The organism is Priestia sp. YIM B13486, from assembly GCF_042787865.1.
Classification (GTDB): domain Bacteria; phylum Bacillota; class Bacilli; order Bacillales; family Bacillaceae_H; genus Priestia; species Priestia megaterium.
This window is the reverse complement of the sequence record NZ_JBHZOZ010000004.1, coordinates 35,908-53,634: the sequence shown is the minus strand read 5'-3', so window position 1 is coordinate 53,634 and position 17,727 is coordinate 35,908. Positions and strand designations below refer to the sequence as shown.

At 31.4% G+C, this 17,727-nt stretch carries 13 protein-coding genes; all 13 read left to right on the top strand.

Annotated features, from left to right (window positions below; all coding sequences use genetic code 11):
• Positions 1 to 606 precede the first annotated feature (606 nt).
• Positions 607 to 1,947 (top strand): hypothetical protein, encoded by a 1,341-nt coding sequence (locus ACFX4G_RS12280; RefSeq protein ID WP_377575005.1) that lies wholly within the window; start codon positions 607 to 609, stop codon positions 1,945 to 1,947.
• A complete protein-coding gene (locus tag ACFX4G_RS12275) occupies positions 1,910 to 3,244 on the top strand; it encodes a cellulase family glycosylhydrolase (RefSeq protein WP_377575002.1) in 1,335 nt (444 codons plus the stop codon). Before ACFX4G_RS12280 ends, ACFX4G_RS12275 begins: the two co-directional genes overlap by 38 nt.
• Positions 3,245 to 3,393: 149 nt before the next feature.
• A complete protein-coding gene (locus tag ACFX4G_RS12270) occupies positions 3,394 to 5,046 on the top strand; it encodes a hypothetical protein (protein WP_377574999.1) in 1,653 nt (550 codons plus the stop codon).
• A 174-nt stretch (positions 5,047 to 5,220) separates the two neighbouring features.
• Positions 5,221 to 5,733 (top strand): acyltransferase, encoded by a 513-nt coding sequence (locus ACFX4G_RS12265; protein WP_377574996.1) that lies wholly within the window; start codon positions 5,221 to 5,223, stop codon positions 5,731 to 5,733.
• A 1,146-nt stretch (positions 5,734 to 6,879) separates the two neighbouring features.
• Positions 6,880 to 7,749 carry a sugar phosphate nucleotidyltransferase gene (locus tag ACFX4G_RS12260; RefSeq protein ID WP_377574993.1) on the top strand — a complete coding sequence of 290 codons (870 nt, stop codon included), beginning with the start codon at positions 6,880 to 6,882 and terminating at the stop codon, positions 7,747 to 7,749.
• A gap of 1 nt (position 7,750) precedes the next feature.
• Positions 7,751 to 8,455, top strand: coding sequence for a sugar transferase (locus tag ACFX4G_RS12255; RefSeq protein ID WP_377574990.1), 705 nt, complete (start codon positions 7,751 to 7,753; stop codon positions 8,453 to 8,455).
• 114 nt (positions 8,456 to 8,569) lie between these two features.
• Entirely contained in the window at positions 8,570 to 9,712 is a 1,143-nt protein-coding gene (locus ACFX4G_RS12250) for a glycosyltransferase (RefSeq protein WP_377574987.1), read from the top strand.
• Between the two features lie 135 nt (positions 9,713 to 9,847).
• Entirely contained in the window at positions 9,848 to 10,915 is a 1,068-nt protein-coding gene (locus ACFX4G_RS12245) for a glycosyltransferase family 4 protein (protein ID WP_377574984.1), read from the top strand.
• A 14-nt stretch (positions 10,916 to 10,929) separates the two neighbouring features.
• Complete coding sequence (locus ACFX4G_RS12240; protein WP_377574981.1) at positions 10,930 to 12,078, top strand: glycosyltransferase family 4 protein; 1,149 nt, start codon at positions 10,930 to 10,932, stop codon at positions 12,076 to 12,078.
• Positions 12,079 to 12,113: 35 nt separating this feature from the next.
• Entirely contained in the window at positions 12,114 to 13,571 is a 1,458-nt protein-coding gene (locus tag ACFX4G_RS12235; RefSeq protein WP_377574978.1) for a lipopolysaccharide biosynthesis protein, read from the top strand.
• 167 nt (positions 13,572 to 13,738) lie between these two features.
• Positions 13,739 to 15,076: a UDP-glucose dehydrogenase family protein gene (locus ACFX4G_RS12230; protein WP_377574975.1), complete on the top strand. Its 1,338-nt coding sequence runs from the start codon at positions 13,739 to 13,741 to the stop codon at positions 15,074 to 15,076.
• A 96-nt stretch (positions 15,077 to 15,172) separates the two neighbouring features.
• Positions 15,173 to 16,324: a glycosyltransferase family 4 protein gene (locus ACFX4G_RS12225; protein WP_377575436.1), complete on the top strand. Its 1,152-nt coding sequence runs from the start codon at positions 15,173 to 15,175 to the stop codon at positions 16,322 to 16,324.
• 4 nt (positions 16,325 to 16,328) lie between these two features.
• Positions 16,329 to 17,708 (top strand): sugar phosphate nucleotidyltransferase, encoded by a 1,380-nt coding sequence (locus ACFX4G_RS12220; RefSeq protein ID WP_377574972.1) that lies wholly within the window; start codon positions 16,329 to 16,331, stop codon positions 17,706 to 17,708.
• The last annotated feature ends 19 nt before the right edge of the window (positions 17,709 to 17,727 follow it).

Here is a 17,727-nt window from a genome sequence, read left to right as displayed (position 1 = left end):
TTGCTACCCAATAAAGAAGGTCAAAAGGAAGAAGCACGCACAGTTTTAAATAAAGTGACTTCGTTTTTTCTATTTCCCCGATAAATGTAATGTTCAACTTAAAATCCATTGTAGCTTGAAACCTCATCCGAAAAGCAAAATTTGAATGATTATAAAAAGCAAGCTTAAGTGTGCATCTACTAAGTAATTTGTACTTTTTCTAAGAAGAGAAGTACAAATTTATGTTTTATAGCTCATCAAATTTTTTATAGATAGTTTTAATTATAATGTTTATAGAAGTAGCTTTTGCGAAAGTGGTGTATACTTTTATATATTAATAAGTGTAGAAAAAAACTTTTATAAATATAACTAAAAAGTGGTGCTAAAAGTAATATTTAACTAGAAGTAACCCTCCAGGTCTATCATTACGTAACATCAGTCTACAGTATTATTGCTTCATTCTAATTCTTTTTTATAACCCAGTATAGGAGTCTAATAGCTGAAAATTTAATAGTATATTAATTAAATTCTCTTTCTACCAAAAACAGATTGATAATAAAGGTCATTTGATATAAATTATTTAGTAATGAAGTAAATTACTGGATTCTAGGAAGGCGGATTTATAATATGAACAAAAAACGTAGTAAGGAATTTTTCTTATTATATTTCATTTTAGCAAGCTATATGGTTTCATTTGATGTGTTTATGGTTGTGAAATTAGGAGGATTTTCATTTAGATTTTCTCAAATATTGTTGGCAATTCCCATTCTTTTTTTTGTAATCAATCTATTAATACGAGGCAAATTTAAACCTTTCTTAGGTTATGTACCACTACTGTTATGGTTCTTTTTTATAGCTTTATTTATTCCTAATACAACCTATCTAGTTAGGAATATAAATTATGCTGTTTGGATGTTGTTTAATATTATGTTGATATTCTCCTTTGTTCATTACGTCAATTCGAAAGAAAGGGTTATTAAATTAATTAAAATTTATTTATACTCTTTTCTATTTGTAGGAAGCTGGGGTATTATGCAATTTCTATTATCACTTGCTGGAATAAAGCCCTTTCTAGCAACTCAATGGTGGCCAAATGGAATTGTTCGTGTAAATGGATTCTCTTATGAACCATCTTATTTTGCAACATATATGTTAATAGGTTGGTCTTTAGTTCTCTATCTACAGATAAAAAAATCTACTTTGTTATCTAAAAGAATGCTGAATTTAATAGTTTGTGTCACGACACTTTCTATTGTGTTAAGTTCCTCACGTATGGGAATAGTAATATGTCTTTTATGGATGATGGGATATTTAGTTATATTTACAAGGTATCTATTAAAAAGTCAAGTACATTTGGGTTACTTAAAACCTGTTCTTATTTTTGGAATAGGTATTTCTTTAGCAGCTTCACTAGTATTATTGGACAATAGCGGGAAATTTGATTTTCTACTAGCGGGAACTGGGCTACATGGAACCGCTAGTCACTCTTTAGACGATAGAAGTACAGGCTTTGAAGATACTATCAGCGTATTTGAAGAAAACCCTTTGGTCGGTCGCAGCTTAGGGGGGATTGCTCCTGCGATTGGAGGTCTTCATAATGTTTTAGTAACGAATCAAGAACAAGCAAAGCCATTTGAAGGCTTATCAACTTTTGCAGAAGTATTAGCAGCTAGTGGTATAATAGGTTTTTTACCATTCATCCTGTACATCATAATACTAATTATTTCACCGTTGAAGCTCTCGAGAAAAGTTAGAGATAAGGAAACAAGCAAAATTTTGATAGGAATGACAGTTTCGTTAATTGCAGAATTAATAATATTACAGTTTAATCAAAATATATCAAGACTATATCTTTGGTACCATATAGGACTATTATCAGCAACATATAATGTATACCAGAAGGAGTATATTATATTTAAAAAGCAAACCTATGTTAAACCTGAATCGAATGACCAGTTGGCGATGTGAGTTTGAGTATATTATTGAGGTGAGAATAATTAAGAAGAAATATTTAATCTTTATAGTCTTTCCTTGTTTAATTAGTTTGTTTTTATTAGTGCAGTGTAATAAAAAGACAGATGTCCCAAATAATAAAAAAAATGAATCTCTAGAACTAACGAGTAATTTAGGAATTAATGTGCATGGATCAATAACGGAAAATGATATCAAAATGATAAAGGAAGCTGGATTTCATTGGGTAAGGCTAGATTTAACTTGGGCCAATATTGAAACTGAAAAAGGTGTCTATGACTTCGAAAAGGGTGGTTATGATAAAATACACGATATATTAATAAAAAATGGTATCCATCCTTATTATATTCTTGATTACTCCAATCCCATTTATGAACAGGAAAAGTCTATCGTAACCGAAACCGGAAGAGAAGCATTTAAAAACTTTGTGAAAGCAACTATTCACAGGTACAAAGACAATGGAGCTGTATGGGAAATTTGGAATGAACCAAATAGTTCGGACTTTTGGAGGCCACAACCTAGTTACGAAGAATATTTTCTTTTAGTTGAAGAAGTAGCCCCTGTAATTAAGAAAGAGGACAAATCAAGTATTGTAGTAGCTCCTGCTCTTAACGGAATTAATGAAGATTCTCTACATTGGTTAGAAGCAACTTTTAAAAGAGGTATATTAAGGCATATTGATGCTGTTTCTGTTCACCCGTATCGCCAACACCATCCCGAAACCGTAGTGAATGATTATGCAAAAGTGGAGCAACTTATAAAAGAGTATTCTCCAAGGGACATTCCTGTAATCTCAGGAGAATGGGGTTATTCTATGGAGCATACAGAAAACAGACGTGAGGGTGAATTAAAACAGGCTAGTTATGCTACAAGAGTAATGTTAATTAATTCTTGGAGAAATATACCTGTTAGTATATGGTATAATTTTAGGAATGACGGAAATAATCTAAATAATAGTAGTAACAACTTTGGAACTTTATGGAGTGACAATGAACCTAAATTAACTTATAGGGCGATTAAAAATCTCTCCTCAATATTAAAAGGTTATCATTATACTAAAAAAATAGAGAATGGTCAGCCAAATGATTATATTTTTAAATTATCTAACAAAAAAGGGAAAGAAATTTTGGTTTTTTGGACATCAGATACAGACCATTATGTAAATATAAATATGACTTCGGGGAAAGGACAGTTAATATCTATGTTAGGAGAAAGACAAGATATTCAATGGAATCAAAAGCAGATTTCTTTAAAACTTACTTCTAGCCCTCATTATCTTATAATAAATAAATAAATAAATAAAACACCTGTTTAAAAACAGGTGTTTTATTTATTTATTATATAAGCTTGGCACAAACCTATCGTATAAGGAATACAATAATTATATAAGTTAACTAGTGGGTTTATATCACTAAATAAACTAATGGAGTGTGGTGATGAAATATGTTAAAAGCTTTTTATTATAAATGTCTAAAAACTCTAGAAAGTAAAATTAATAAGCTATCAGGCAGATACTTCTTTGAAGGTAAAAGAGATGATTCACAAATTAAAGTAAATACGTCTAAAATAATGGAGAACGAAATTACACAAACGTTACAGTTAGATACGTTGATTGACCCTCGTATGGCTGGGGAAAAAGATGATACTGGTAGAATAAAGAGAGCTATATGGAAGGCTACTAGTTTAAAGACTGAATTTAAATTACCAGTAGGAAAATATATTGTGTCTGATACTTTATTTTCAAATAATGATGAAATTAAGGAAATGAAATTTACTGGTGCTGCAGAAGAAGGGGTAATAATTAAAACAAGACTTACGGGCACCACGCCCTTGTTCTCCTTTAGGAATAATCAAGGAATATTTAATGGTATAACATTAGAAAACGTAACAATTGAACCAGATCAAGGATATGAATATGGTGGCACAGCCCTTTATTTAGATGGACAATGCTATGGACAGTTTAGAAATATCAACATTACAAAGTTAAACTACGGAATCTGGTTGCATAATAATACTACAGGTTCCTTTACAGAAAGTAATAAATTTGATCAAATTAACATTAGAAATTGTACCGAATCCATTCGTATTGAACAGGGAAATGGAAATGATAGCTTCCATGGAAATGATTTTGAGGGAGTACATTTAAATATTTACAATGGACAAATAGGGATAAATCATGTTTCGGGATATTTGTATAATGCAAGACTGAACTTCTTCATGTGGGGACATGGACGAGATAGCATCTATATAAATGCCGATGGAAATGCTGAACGTAATGTAGGAAATATAACGTATGAATCTTTTTTTGAGCCTGCTCAAATTAAAGGTTTCGGGAAGTTTTGGTACAGTGGTTTTCTACAAGGGATTGGAGGGCTAGTCAACAACACTGTTAATAGGGATGATGGGCAAGAAGTTTTTGCTTGTAATAACTATTGGAAAATAAGAAAGTATGGAGAGACAGATTTCAATACTGCAGCATTACAAGAAAAAAATCAGAAATATAATGGTTCAGATGGTTTTTTTTACCGATTTTATAAAAATAATGTTGAATCTGTGGTGTTAAACACGTATAGTGGATCAAATGAAAATGGATTTTATTTGGGGAGTACAGATTATAAGAAAAGTGTTGAAAGTGGTAGCGTAGGCTTGTTCCTATCAAGCTTAGGTCATACTATAAAATCCTTTTTTCAAAATGGTTTATCCATTAAGACTGCAGACAACCAAATAGCTATTACTTTCAAAGATGGAAGGTTTACAGGAAATCCTGGAAAAAGTCAAATTATTCCAGTTGCGGCTAAAGAAGATGAAAAACAGACTTTTACATTCATAGGATACAGCAACAGAGACATTTTTTATCTAGCGAGTTTGAGAATATCAGGATCGAATTTCGAACTTAGAAAAACATATATAGTAAATCATGATGGATTCGGAAAACAGGGAAGTTTGACGCCACTGAGCTCACACCTAAATCTACCAGCACAGGGGGTAAGTGTAGACTCTGTTATTGTGGATGTAAACGGTAATGTAGTAGTAACTTTAACAACTAATAGAAATTTAACTATTGATTTTAAAGCAATGGGAATAGGAGCATTTTAATAGATATATATGATGAGTAATTCCTATAGTCATAAGTTCTTCTTATAGGTTTTTAAAACCACATATATGATGAGCATCAGAACAATGAGACTAAAATATTTGTTGATTGATGAACCTATTAATTTTATAATTTATAAATATTGGATAAAATTATAGAATTAATGGGGGATAATATTGAGGCATAATAAAAAAGACATATTTAAGTTAGATTTTTGGATGTTCTTTGTAAAACATTCACTTAACCTTTATGCAGAAAGTGCAAACACAAAAGCCAAACAAAAACTTTTGGGTGCACATAAGGGGGGAGGGGAAATATATACTTCTGCGTCTATCCGTCAACATAGTCAAATTTTTGTAGGGAAAGAGGTTCTAGTTGGTCCAGGATGCACACTATGGCCTGGAACTGGTAAAATTATTCTAAAAGATAATATTTTACTCGGTCCAGGAGTTCAAATTTTTGGGTCTAATCATCAAGTCAAGAAAGGTGAAATTATCAGGACTCAAGCATATACTGCAGGTGATGTTATAATAGAGTCTGATTGTTGGGTGGGTGCTAATAGTACTATTAATGCAGGGGTGACTTTAGGGGAAGGGACAGTTGTTGCATCAGGTTCAGTAGTAACTAAAGATACAGAACCTTATTCAATTGTGGCAGGAGTTCCAGCTAAATTAATATCTAGACGATAACTGTACTGATTAATAACAAAATTGGGAAAATATTAATCTAAAATAATACATTTAAAAGTGTGTTAGAAATTATCTTTAAAAAGATATTGTTAATTGTTTGATTATTTTCATTAATTAAACATATAGATAACCTTAGTTCTCAGTAAAATGAATATGTAAATAAAAGGAAGAGGGCTGATGGCTATTCTCTTCCTTTTGTTTTAAAAAGGCATATACATATAAAGACATAAAAATTTAATATTCATTATAGAAATGAATAGAAATGAATTGAAAAAGATAGTTTTTTGCATATCAGATTAAATAGTGGGATTACTTATAGTAAAATAAATTTAGTTCAAATTTCATAAATGATTAAGAAATTTAAAATGCAATAAGTAATTAGTTTTATAGATATCTTATGAGTAAAGAAATTAAATAGATCTAATATTATTAAATTGTATACTTACAAGTAACACAATAAAAAACTATTTTAAAAAACATTTAGATTTAATATTATTCGGAAAAACTAAAGTTAGCAAAAAAGGTAATTACAACGTGTTTAATGATAATGAATAAAAATGTAAACGCTTTTCTTCTATTATAATGTAAACGGATTCTTAATAAGAATTTAACAAAATTTTGAAGAAATTTTCTGTGCGTAAGTATTTGAAAATGATTGCTTAGGTTTTTTGTGATAAAACAATTAGTGACAAAAAAACTACTTTTTAGAGAAATAATGCGGCATTTCAGGAATAAATTTATAATTAATGCAAAATTCTTCAAAAATATATATAATTCTTCTTTTTTTTATGCTAATATTATTCTTGCATTTGGAAACAGCTTTATAGGTATAATGTATTGTATATATTATACTGTTTTTTATACTTAATTATTACTTAAGTTACAACATATAGTTAAAATTTGATTGTCAATATCTATACTTTTTACTTACACGGTAATATCTCCTCAACCGTTATCAAGGGAGGTACTCGGCTGCACTGTGGGTAGAAATACCTTAGACGCACTAGTTGTCAAAAGTGTGGTGTGAGGGTGGGTTAGATGCCCAATTTAATTAATGTAAATACTTAGGAAAGGGCTATTCTTGTAGAAATAGCTCTTTCCTAAGTATTTATGAAATATTAAGTTAACTAAGGGGGAATAGATTAGATGACGAAAGTAAGAAGAGCTATTATTCCGGTTGCTAGGTTGGATACAAGGTTTGTTCCAGTGACTAAGGCATTGCCAAAAGAAATGCTTCCAATTGTTGATAACCTAACGAGTCAATACATAGTAAATGAAGTTATTCTATCTAGTGTTGCAGATATCATTATTGAAACGAAAGAAGATAACGATGCAATTGAAGCCGCCCCTAAATTAGAACGCAACTTATTTGAAGGAATAAAATTCCGAATATTCAATAAAGAATATTTGTCGCAAGTTGAAGTACATTACAGTTACCAAAAAGAGCCTAAAAGACTACGACATACGATAGGGTGTACATGTAAATTTATTGTGAATGATTTTTATGCTGAGTTATTAGAAGCCGATACTCTACAAGCAGAAACTCCAAAAATTCGTCAATTGCTAAGCGGTTATGAAGCAACATTATCATCAGTCAGTATGGATCGAGCAGTTAATCATCATAGAGTGCGACACTATGGAATTGCAAATTCAAGTTCAACAAGTGGTTACGGTTGTAAGGTTGATACGTTTATTAAAAAACTTGTTTCGAGTAAAAATCTTTCTAATCTAGTAACTATGAGCTGTCATATGCTTAAAATGAAAATTATGAATTTTACAGGAGGTAAAGAAGTAGAAACAGGTGGAGAAATTCAATTCACACTTGCAATGCAAAAACTAAATGAAGCCCAGCATATATTTGCTTATGATTCTAAAGGCGAACACTATGACACAGGTGAAAAGCTAGGGTGTATTAAAACTATTTTTGAATTTAAATTTAAAAATAACGAATTGAGACAGCTGATAGTAGATTGTTTAACACAAATATTAAATAAAGAAAGTGCATGGGCGAAATAATATGAGAAAAAATAATTCTAAAAGTAAAACATCGTATGATCAAAAAAAGATTAGTTTGACTTATGCTAAAAAAGTTAACGAAACGTATGTATCTTTTTATTTATTTACTAAAAGAGTGATTGATATTTTAGGAGCATTTATTGGACTAATGTTAACATTACCTATTTTTGTATTGATTAGTGTTCTATACTTATTTGGGGAGAACAAAGGGCCTGTCTTTTTTGGTCAGAGTCGAATAGGACGAGATGGTAAGGTATTTAAAATGTATAAATTTCGTTCTATGATTGTAAATGCCGAAATGGTTTTGAAGAATGATAAAGAACTGTATAAAAAATATTTAGAAAATAGCTATAAATTAGAACCAGAAGAAGATCCTAGAATCACTAAGATAGGCAGCTTTTTACGTAAAACTAGTTTAGATGAGCTTCCTCAATTAATAAACGTTTTAAAAGGTGATATGAGTTTAGTGGGTCCAAGACCAGTAATTCAAGAAGAGTTGAAAGAATATAATAATAGACTTGAAGAATTTCTTAATGTGAAGCCTGGAGTTACTGGATATTGGCAAATATGTGGCCGAAGCGATGTTGGTTACCCAGAACGTGCAGATTTAGAATTTTATTATATTGAACATAGAGGGGCTAAATTAGATTTTACAATAATAATTAAAACGGTTGTTTTAGTTTTGAATAGAAAAGGAGCTTATTAAGCTATTTTTTATTTTAAAGTTAGATGAGAAGAACATAATTCTTTAAGCTAATGTTTAAGAATTATGTTCTTTTTTATGTGTTAGTAAATTAATGGAAGTAGTTGGTGGATGCGCATGAAAAAAATTCTTTTTGTTAGTCATACTTTTATGGGGGGACCTTTTGTAGTTGGATCTCATCACCTTGCTCGTGCTTTTTCAGAATTAGGTCATAAGGTTATTCACTTAAGTACGCCTGTAACTCCGATTCATCATTTGAAAAAAGATTATATTACTAAGATGAAGATAGCTCGATCAAATGAGATAAATCAAATAAATGAAAACTTAATAGATTATATTCCTTTTTCTATAGGACTTCCGTGGTCTATGATGAGGCCTATTTATAATAATTTAAATATTAATTTTTCAGTGCTATTTTTAAAGAGTAATATACAAAAAGTAATTAAAAGCTTTTTTGATACTTTAGAAATAGATTATCTAATTATTGATCAGCCAACAATGGTAGGTATAGAAAATCTGGTCACTGCAAAGAAAGTAATTTATCGTGCTACAGATTTATATGCAGAAATGATGAATGATACTAGTATTTTAAACGCTGAAAAAAATATAATTAAAAAAGTTGATGGTTTAATTGGTACTTCCAAGCCGGTATTAAATCATATAACAGCTATGAATGAAGAGCTACCCTCGCTTTTAGTCGAAAATGGGGTGAATTTTAAACATTTCTCTGAAGAGCGAGAAATGCCACACTTATATCAGAACTTTATAGGTAAACGAGCAATTTACGCAGGAGCGATAGATGAACGGTTAGATTTGAATGCTATTATAGATTTAGCTAAAAGTAATCCAGATGTTCATACAATTGTAATTGGCCCTCTAAATGACGAGACTATTAAAGAGCAATATAAAAATATAAAAAATTTACATTTTTTAGGTTCTGTAGATTATAATGACCTACCAGCATATTTACAGCATGCGGATGTTGCACTTTTACCTCTATCAAACCATAAAGCTAATAATGGAAGAAGCCCAATGAAATTGTATGAGTACTTAGCTGCAGGACTTCCGGTAGTAACTAAAAAAACAGATGAATTAGTTAATAGAGATGAAAAAAATATTTATTTCTATGATGATATTAATAAAACCGTTCGCGAAGTTATATCCTTAAATTTACAAAAGGATGATGTGAAAGAGAATATAGGTAAATATGGGTGGGAGCACAAAGCAAAGCTAGTCTATGAATTTGCTGAAAACTTATAATGAAAATTCCAAAAGTAAAAGTTAGTCTTAAATATATTTAGGGCGCGCAGTGCACATTATTCTTAACAGTACTAACTAATAAATAAAAATTCGTTAGGGGTTTATTTTGAAAATAAAATTAAGGAAGAATTTATTATGAAGAAATTAATAGTTGACGCGAGAATGATAGACAGTTCAGGTATAGGTACATATATAGAGAATGTATTATCGAGAATAATAAACAACAAATTGAGTTTTAAGATTATATTATTGGGAGAGAAAGAAAAACTAGCTCATAAGTTTCCAGAAGTAGAAATAATAGAATGTAGTAGTTCTATTTATGGAGTAAAAGAACAGTTAGATTTTATAAAAAAAACACCTAAAGAGTATGATTTGTTTTGGTCACCACACTATAACATTCCATTTTTTTCTAGAAAAAAGTTACTAGTTACTATACATGACTTTTTTCATCTAGATATGCCTGAATTTGTGCAAGGTTTTGAGAAAAAGTTATATGCACGTTTAATGTTCAACAGGGTTTCTAAACGAGCAAGCGAAATTATAACAGTATCTAACTTTAGTAAAAAGCAGTCAGCAGTACATCTAGGGAAAAATAATAATGTCAATGTTATATACAATGGTGTAGATCAAAAATGGTTTGAATTAGAAAAAGATAAGAATAAAGAAAAAAGTTATATTTTATTTGTAGGAAATGTTAAGCCACATAAAAACCTAAAAAATCTAATTAAAGCGTATGAACTTGTAAAAAACGATATAGTTGAAGATTTAGTAATTGTAGGAAAAAAAGAAGGGTTTATAACAGGTGATTCTTACATATCTAGCTTAAATAGCGATTTACTAAAGAGAATTACTTTTACTGGTTATGTAAGCGATGTGGAACTAAAAGATTGGGTATGTAATGCAAAAGCTCTTGTATTTCCTTCTATATATGAGGGTTTTGGACTGCCACCCTTAGAGGCCATGGCTTGTGGAACTCCTGTTATTACTTCTGATGCTGCATCTCTTCCTGAAGTGTGTAAAGATGCATCTGTATATTTCGACCCATATAACATCGAAGACATTGCAGAAAAGCTTAGAAGTACATTGAATAATGAAGAGTTATTAACGCTCTTGTCTACAAAAGGAAAAAAGCAGGCAACTAAGTTCACATGGGAAGACAGCGTAAATAAACATGTAGAAGTTATTGAGCGACTATTAAAATAAAAGAGCAAACTTAGATGAAGAAGGAAGAAAAATCAATGAATATATGTATTGTTAATGCTGGTTTTGGTCTAGGCGGTGTTGAAAGGGTTGCAATAGAGCTAGCTAATTCATTTCAGCGACAAGGAAACAATGTTTCGTTGGTCGATTTCTCTGGGAAAAATACTTTTTTCTACGAAACAGACACAAATATAAACACGCCTCATGTAATTAACAGTAGGAAACTACACAGAAAAATAATAAAAAGAGCATTGTACTTTAAATATCGTTTAGATAAGAAAACTATTAAGCTAATGGATATCTATAAAGAACAAGCAAAAGACTTAATTAAATATTTGAAAGAGCATACTCCAGACGTGCTTGTAATGTGTCAAGATGTATTGACAGGTTTAATACCTCTGTTAAAAAAGGAAGTAGAAGGCTTAAAAGTTGTTGCATGGCAACACAATAGTTATGAAGTTTACATCAATAGATATTGCAAAGAGTTCTTATCTGATTACATGTTAGGAGTTAAAGCAGCAGATTTAGTTGTATGTTTAACAGCAGATGATTTAGAAAAATTCAAAAAAATAAATGTGAATTCTTGTTATATTTATAATCCATTAACTATTTCAGGGGCTAAAATTAGTAATTTAACTAATAAGAGTATTGTTTTTGTAGGACGTCTAGCGATGCAGCAAAAAGGTTTGGATTACTTAATACCTATTGCTAAGAATATTCCTCCTGACTGGAAAATACTTGTGGGTGGAGAAGGCACTGATAAAGATAAATTTAAAAATTTAATCGATATTAATAACTTACAAGATAAAATTATATTAAGAGGATCTTTAAAAGCAGAAGAATTAATTAATTTTTACTCTGAGGGTTCAATATTTATTTCTACTTCAAGGTGGGAAGGTTTTGGGTTAGTGGTAACAGAGGCTATGGCATGTGGTTTACCTGTAATAAGCTTTGATAATTTAGGGCCAAAAGAAATTTTAGAGAATGGTGAGTATGGAATACTAGTCGAAGACTATGACATAAATAAAATTATATTAAATATAAACGATCTAATTAAGGATAAGGAAAAGAGAGAGAAATTTCAAAATAAAAGTATAAAAAGAGCTAAAGATTTTAGTATAGAGGTTATTCTAGAAGAATGGAATGAAAAATTAAGTTCACTATAGCTTGTAGAGAAAAATAAAAAATATTAGCAACTGAGGTGACTAATAGAAACTATTCTATTAATACAATGAACAATTTCATAAAAAAACTTTTAGGTTTTTCAGTAGGGCCTGTAGCGGGTGCTTTTATTACATTTATTACAATTCCTTTAACGACATACTTTATAGATCCAAACGAATATGGAAAAGCAAGTATGTTTTCTTTATTCCAAATGATTTTTGGTACTCTTTTTTATTTCGGTCTTGATCAAGCATATACAAGAGAATATCATTCTTCTTCTAAAAAATTAAACTTATTTCAAAATGCTCTTCTCATTCCATTGGCAATGGCGTTTATGTTATTAATCATTATAATGATTTTTCCTTCCATAACATCAAAGGTACTGTTTAATAGCTCTGAACTAAAAATTACGTCGATTCTATTTGGAGTAATGGTTGTTTCTATGGTAATCGAGAGATTTATATTGATTTCGCTTCGAATGGAAGAGAAAGCTCTTGAATATTCTTTGGTTAGTATCTTTACGAAATTAGCTATTTTATTACTTACCTTGATGTTTGTAATTTTTATTAGAAGAGATTTTTTAGCAGTAGTGTATTCGGCAGCAATTGGTCAAATTGTTGCTGACTTGTACTTAGTAATTCGATATAGATACCTTTTTTCATACAAAGAGTTTTCATTGGATAAAAAACTCCTAAAGAGAATGCTTTGGTTTGGATTACCTATAATATTAGCTTCTTCTTTATCTAACTTGTTAAACTCCTTAGATCGATTATCTTTACGAACTTGGAGTGACTTTTATCAAATAGGAATTTTCACAGCAACTTTAAAAATTGCTGCTTCCTTGGCTGTTGTACAGCTCAGTTTTACAAGCTTTTGGGTTCCTACAGCTTATAGATGGTATGAAGAGGGTAAAGATATCAAATATTTTAAAATTGTTAGTGATTCTATTTTACTTTTAATGTCAATACTATTCGTTATAATTTTAGTCTTTAAAGATTTAATTGTTTACCTATTGTCTCCTGAATATGCAGATGCAAAATTTCTTGTAGCTTTTCTATGTTTACAACCAATTTTATATACAGTGAGTGAAACGACTTGTCTAGGAATCGTTTTTTCTAGAAAAAGTTATCTTGGTATTTGGGTAGGGCTAATTGCTATAATACCCAATATTATAGTTAATATAATTCTGGTTCCGAAATTTGGTGCTGTGGGAGCAGCAATTGCAACATCAATATCATATATATTCTTTTTTATCGCGAGAACTTATTTTTCTAATAAGAATGGAATGAGATTCTCAGTTACTAAGCATTATATAGTAATATCTTTACTATTGGTGGGTGCGTTTCTCAACCTTGCCTCAGTAAGTTGGATATTTATAGCTAACATATTGCTTTTAATCTTATTGTCAGTATTCCAAATTTCAACTTTAAAGCAAATCTGGACGATTTACAAAAAAAAGGATTTAAAAGGTTTACGCTTAACACAAAATGTATAGAACAGTAAAGAAAATTGAAGTAAGCATCTATTTGTATAGTAGATAATATGTAAGAGGATGAGTTGATAACTATCCTCTTTTTTGCACGAATTACAAAAAATTATTGAGCTTAATAGTATGGGAATTTGAAAAAAATGAATTTTTAAAGCTTAAAGGAGCTGTTTAAATTGCTTAATATTGCAGTAGCGGGAACGGGATATGTAGGGTTAGTCACAGGCGTATGTATGGCGGAAGTTGGACATAAAGTAACTTGTGTTGATCATATCCAAGATAAAATTGACATTTTAAACAAAGGAATCTCCCCTATATTTGAACCTGGACTTGATGAATTAATAGTGAAAAATTTAAAATCAAAAGATTTATGTTTTACGACTGATTTCGCAAGCACGTATGCTCAAGCTGATGTCATTTTTATAGGGGTAGGAACACCTGAGAATGAAGATGGTTCAGCAAATTTAAATTACGTTTATACCGTTGCACGCCAAATTGCAGAAACAGTTCAAAGGAATTGCCTTATAGTCGTAAAGTCTACTGTACCTATTGGTACTAATGAGAAAGTAGAGGCAATCATTAAAGAGTACCTAATTCATGATGTTGAAGTAGAAGTTGCATCTAACCCAGAATTTTTGGCTCAAGGTACAGCTGTTAGAGACACTTTAAATGCTTCTCGTATAGTTATTGGAGCAGAGAGTGATTGTGCTAAAGAAACATTGGTAGATATATATAAACCATTTAATCAGCCTATTTTGACTATGAGTCGTCGAAGCGCAGAAATGGTGAAATATGCTTCGAATGATTTTTTAGCTTTAAAGATATCTTTTGTAAATGATATTGCTAACTTGTGTGAAGTTGTCGGTGCAAATATAGAGGAAGTTACTTCTGCCATGAGTTATGATGAGCGAATTGGTAATAAGTTCTTAAATCCTGGCATTGGATATGGGGGTTCTTGTTTCCCTAAGGATACCAAAGCTCTACATTGGTTGTCTGAAGAAGAAGGCTATGTTCTTCGTACAGTTAAAGCTGCAATTGAAGTAAATGAAAAACAGAAATTTAAGCTTATTAAAATGGCAAGACAGGATTTTACAACCTTTAAAAACGTAAAAGTAGCCGTACTTGGTCTTACTTTTAAGCCTGGAACAGATGATTTGCGTGAAGCACCTTCTATCCCTAATATTCGCTTACTGTTAAATGAAGGTGCTGAGGTACATGTATATGATCCAGTAGGAATGGAGAATTTCAAAAAGTTATATCCAACTGAAATACAGTACGAACAAAATATTATGGATACGTTAAAAGACGCAGATTTATGTTTTGTATTTACAGAGTGGGCTGAGATAAAAGATATGGATGTCAATTTATTTCAAAATTATATGAAATCCCCTTTTATTTATGATGGTAGAAATTGCTTTGATTTAGTTCAGGTAAAGGAAGCAGGAATTAATTATCGTTCAATTGGTCGTCCAAGTATAAATGAATACAAAGTAAAAAAAGAAGTTAGTGTTTAATTTGAAGAATGTAACCTTAATTATTTGTACATGTAGAGGTTATATCCTTTGTGATTAATTGTAAATAAATAATAATAGAGGAGTATTTTGATGGAAATGAAAGTTGCAATAATTCATGACTGGCTGGTTGGATACGCTGGAGGTGAAAAGGTATTAGAAGAAATATTGAAAATATATCCTAATGCTGATTTATTTAGCCTTGTTGATTACATGCCAGATAATCAACGAGACTTTATTATGAATAAAAAAGTGAATACGTCATTTATTCAAAAATTACCTATGGCTAAGAAAAAATATAGAAGTTACCTCCCCCTCATGCCTCTGGCAATTGAGCAGCTAGATGTATCTAATTACGATGTAATTATTTCTAGTTCACATGCAGTCGCTAAAGGAGTTATTACTGGACCTGATCAGCTACATATCTCATATATTCATTCTCCAATTAGATATGCATGGGATTTACAGCATCAATATCTAGAAGAAGCTGGGCTAAATAAAGGCTTGAAGGGTATGCTAGCGAAATATATGTTACACAAAATCCGAAATTGGGACTATCGTACATCAAATGGTGTGGATTATTTCTTATCGAATTCAGATTTTATTGGAAAGCGTATTTGGAAAGTTTACAGACGTGAATCGGCTACAGTTTATCCTCCGGTCGATGTTTCTTCTTTTACTTTAGGAGAGACAAAAGAAGATTTTTATTTAACTGCTTCTCGAATGGTTCCTTATAAAAAGATTAACATTATCGTAGAAGCATTCAGTAAAATGCCTAATAAAAAATTAGTTGTTATTGGTACTGGACCTGATTTTGAAAAAATTAAAGCTAAAGCTGGCTCAAATGTTCAGATGCTTGGTTACCAATCCTTTGAAGTACTGAAAGATCATATGCAGAGAGCCAAAGCTTTTGTCTTTGCCGCCGAAGAAGATTTTGGTATTACACCAGTGGAAGCGCAAGCTTGTGGTACACCTGTTATCACCTATGGAAAAGGCGGAGCTTTAGAAACGGTTAACGGTTTTGGTGAGTGTGAAAACCCCACTGGCTTGTTTTTTACAGAGCAAACTCCCGAATCTATAATAAAAGCTGTCCAAAAATACGAAGAGATAGAACATTTATTTTCACCTAAGGATTGCCGTGATAACTCGTTACGCTTCTCTCCAGAACGCTTTAGAGAAGAAATTCGAAGTTTTGTAGAAGAGCAAGTGGCTGAAAGAAAAGAAAAAAAACTGGTGAAAGCAGGGGTGTAATAGAATGAAGTTAGTATTATTATCAGGTGGTTCCGGAAAACGTTTATGGCCATTATCAAATGATTCCCGTTCAAAACAATTTTTAAAAGTATTAGAAGATAAAGATCAATATCTACAATCTATGGTGCAACGTGTTTGGACTCAAATTAGCAACGTAGGTTTAGCTGATTCAACAGTTATTGCCACTGGGAAATCACAAGAAGATATGATTAAAAGCCAGCTTGATAATCAAGCTGGCTTAATTATTGAGCCATGCAGAAGAGATACATTTCCTGCTATTGCCCTAGCTGCTTCCTATGTCTACAGTGTACAAAAAGCAGACCTAGATGAGGTAGTAGCTATTCTACCAGTAGATCCGTATGTAGATGATCAATTTTTCACTAGAGTTCAAGACTTAGAAGAGGTTGTGCAGAATAGTGATGCTCAGTTAGCTTTAATTGGTGTTACGCCGACCTATCCATCGTCTAAATACGGGTATATTGTTCCTACTGCTGAAAAAAGTAGCGGTGAATATCGTAGAGTAAGCCGATTTACAGAAAAACCTTCTGAAGAGCAAGCTGCTTCTTTAATCGAAGACGGTGCTTTATGGAACTGTGGTGTGTTTGCGTTTAAGCTTGGATATGTTATATCAATTTTAGAAGAAAAAGGAATATCTACTGATTACGAAGAACTGTTAAAGCAATATGAGACACTTCCTAAAATTAGCTTTGACTACGAAGTTGTTGAAAGAACTAAAGATATCGTTGTTCTTCCATATGATGGATATTGGAAGGATCTAGGTACTTGGAATACGTTAACTGAAGAAATGGCAACATCTCAAATCGGAAAAGGTGTTATAAGTGCAGACAGCGAAAATGTTCACTTAATTAACGAGTTAGATATTCCAGTAACGGTATTAGGAGGCTCTAACTTGATTGTAGCAGCGAGCCCTGATGGGATTTTAGTATCAGATAAAGAGGCTAGTCCACGAATTAAAGAGTTAGTCGGAGAATTTGAAAACCGTCCCATGTATGAAGAAAGAAGATGGGGATGGTACCGTGTACTTGACTATACGAAGCTAGAAGAAGGAAAAGAAGTTTTGACAAAGCGTATCGGCATCGATGAAGGTAAAAACTTAAGCTATCAGCTGCATGACCACCGAGATGAAGTGTGGACGATTATTAAAGGTGAAGGTGAATTTGTTTTAAATGATAAGGTTCGTCCAATTAAAACAGGGGATGTTATCCAGATTCAAGCTGGAGATAAGCATGCAGTCAAAGCTATTACGGATTTAGAAATTATTGAAGTGCAAACGGGCTCTCAATTAATTGAAGAAGATATTGTAAGGCTGTTTATGTCTTGGGAAGAGATTGAGGATCATGTACTAAGTACAAGAAAGGCTTAGTAATATCTGAAGAGTAGGA

What these genes read in the sequence shown, in the direction of transcription:
- ACFX4G_RS12280 (WP_377575005.1), top strand. Translation starts at nt 607, where the DNA reads ATGAACAAAAAACGTAGTAAGGAATTTTTCTTATTATATTTCATTTTA.
- ACFX4G_RS12275 (WP_377575002.1), top strand. Translation starts at nt 1,910, where the DNA reads ATGTTAAACCTGAATCGAATGACCAGTTGGCGATGTGAGTTTGAGTAT.
- ACFX4G_RS12270 (WP_377574999.1), top strand. Translation starts at nt 3,394, where the DNA reads ATGTTAAAAGCTTTTTATTATAAATGTCTAAAAACTCTAGAAAGTAAA.
- ACFX4G_RS12260 (WP_377574993.1), top strand. Translation starts at nt 6,880, where the DNA reads ATGACGAAAGTAAGAAGAGCTATTATTCCGGTTGCTAGGTTGGATACA.
- ACFX4G_RS12255 (WP_377574990.1), top strand. Translation starts at nt 7,751, where the DNA reads ATGAGAAAAAATAATTCTAAAAGTAAAACATCGTATGATCAAAAAAAG.
- ACFX4G_RS12250 (WP_377574987.1), top strand. Translation starts at nt 8,570, where the DNA reads ATGAAAAAAATTCTTTTTGTTAGTCATACTTTTATGGGGGGACCTTTT.
- ACFX4G_RS12245 (WP_377574984.1), top strand. Translation starts at nt 9,848, where the DNA reads ATGAAGAAATTAATAGTTGACGCGAGAATGATAGACAGTTCAGGTATA.
- ACFX4G_RS12240 (WP_377574981.1), top strand. Translation starts at nt 10,930, where the DNA reads ATGAAGAAGGAAGAAAAATCAATGAATATATGTATTGTTAATGCTGGT.
- ACFX4G_RS12225 (WP_377575436.1), top strand. Translation starts at nt 15,173, where the DNA reads ATGAAAGTTGCAATAATTCATGACTGGCTGGTTGGATACGCTGGAGGT.
- ACFX4G_RS12220 (WP_377574972.1), top strand. Translation starts at nt 16,329, where the DNA reads ATGAAGTTAGTATTATTATCAGGTGGTTCCGGAAAACGTTTATGGCCA.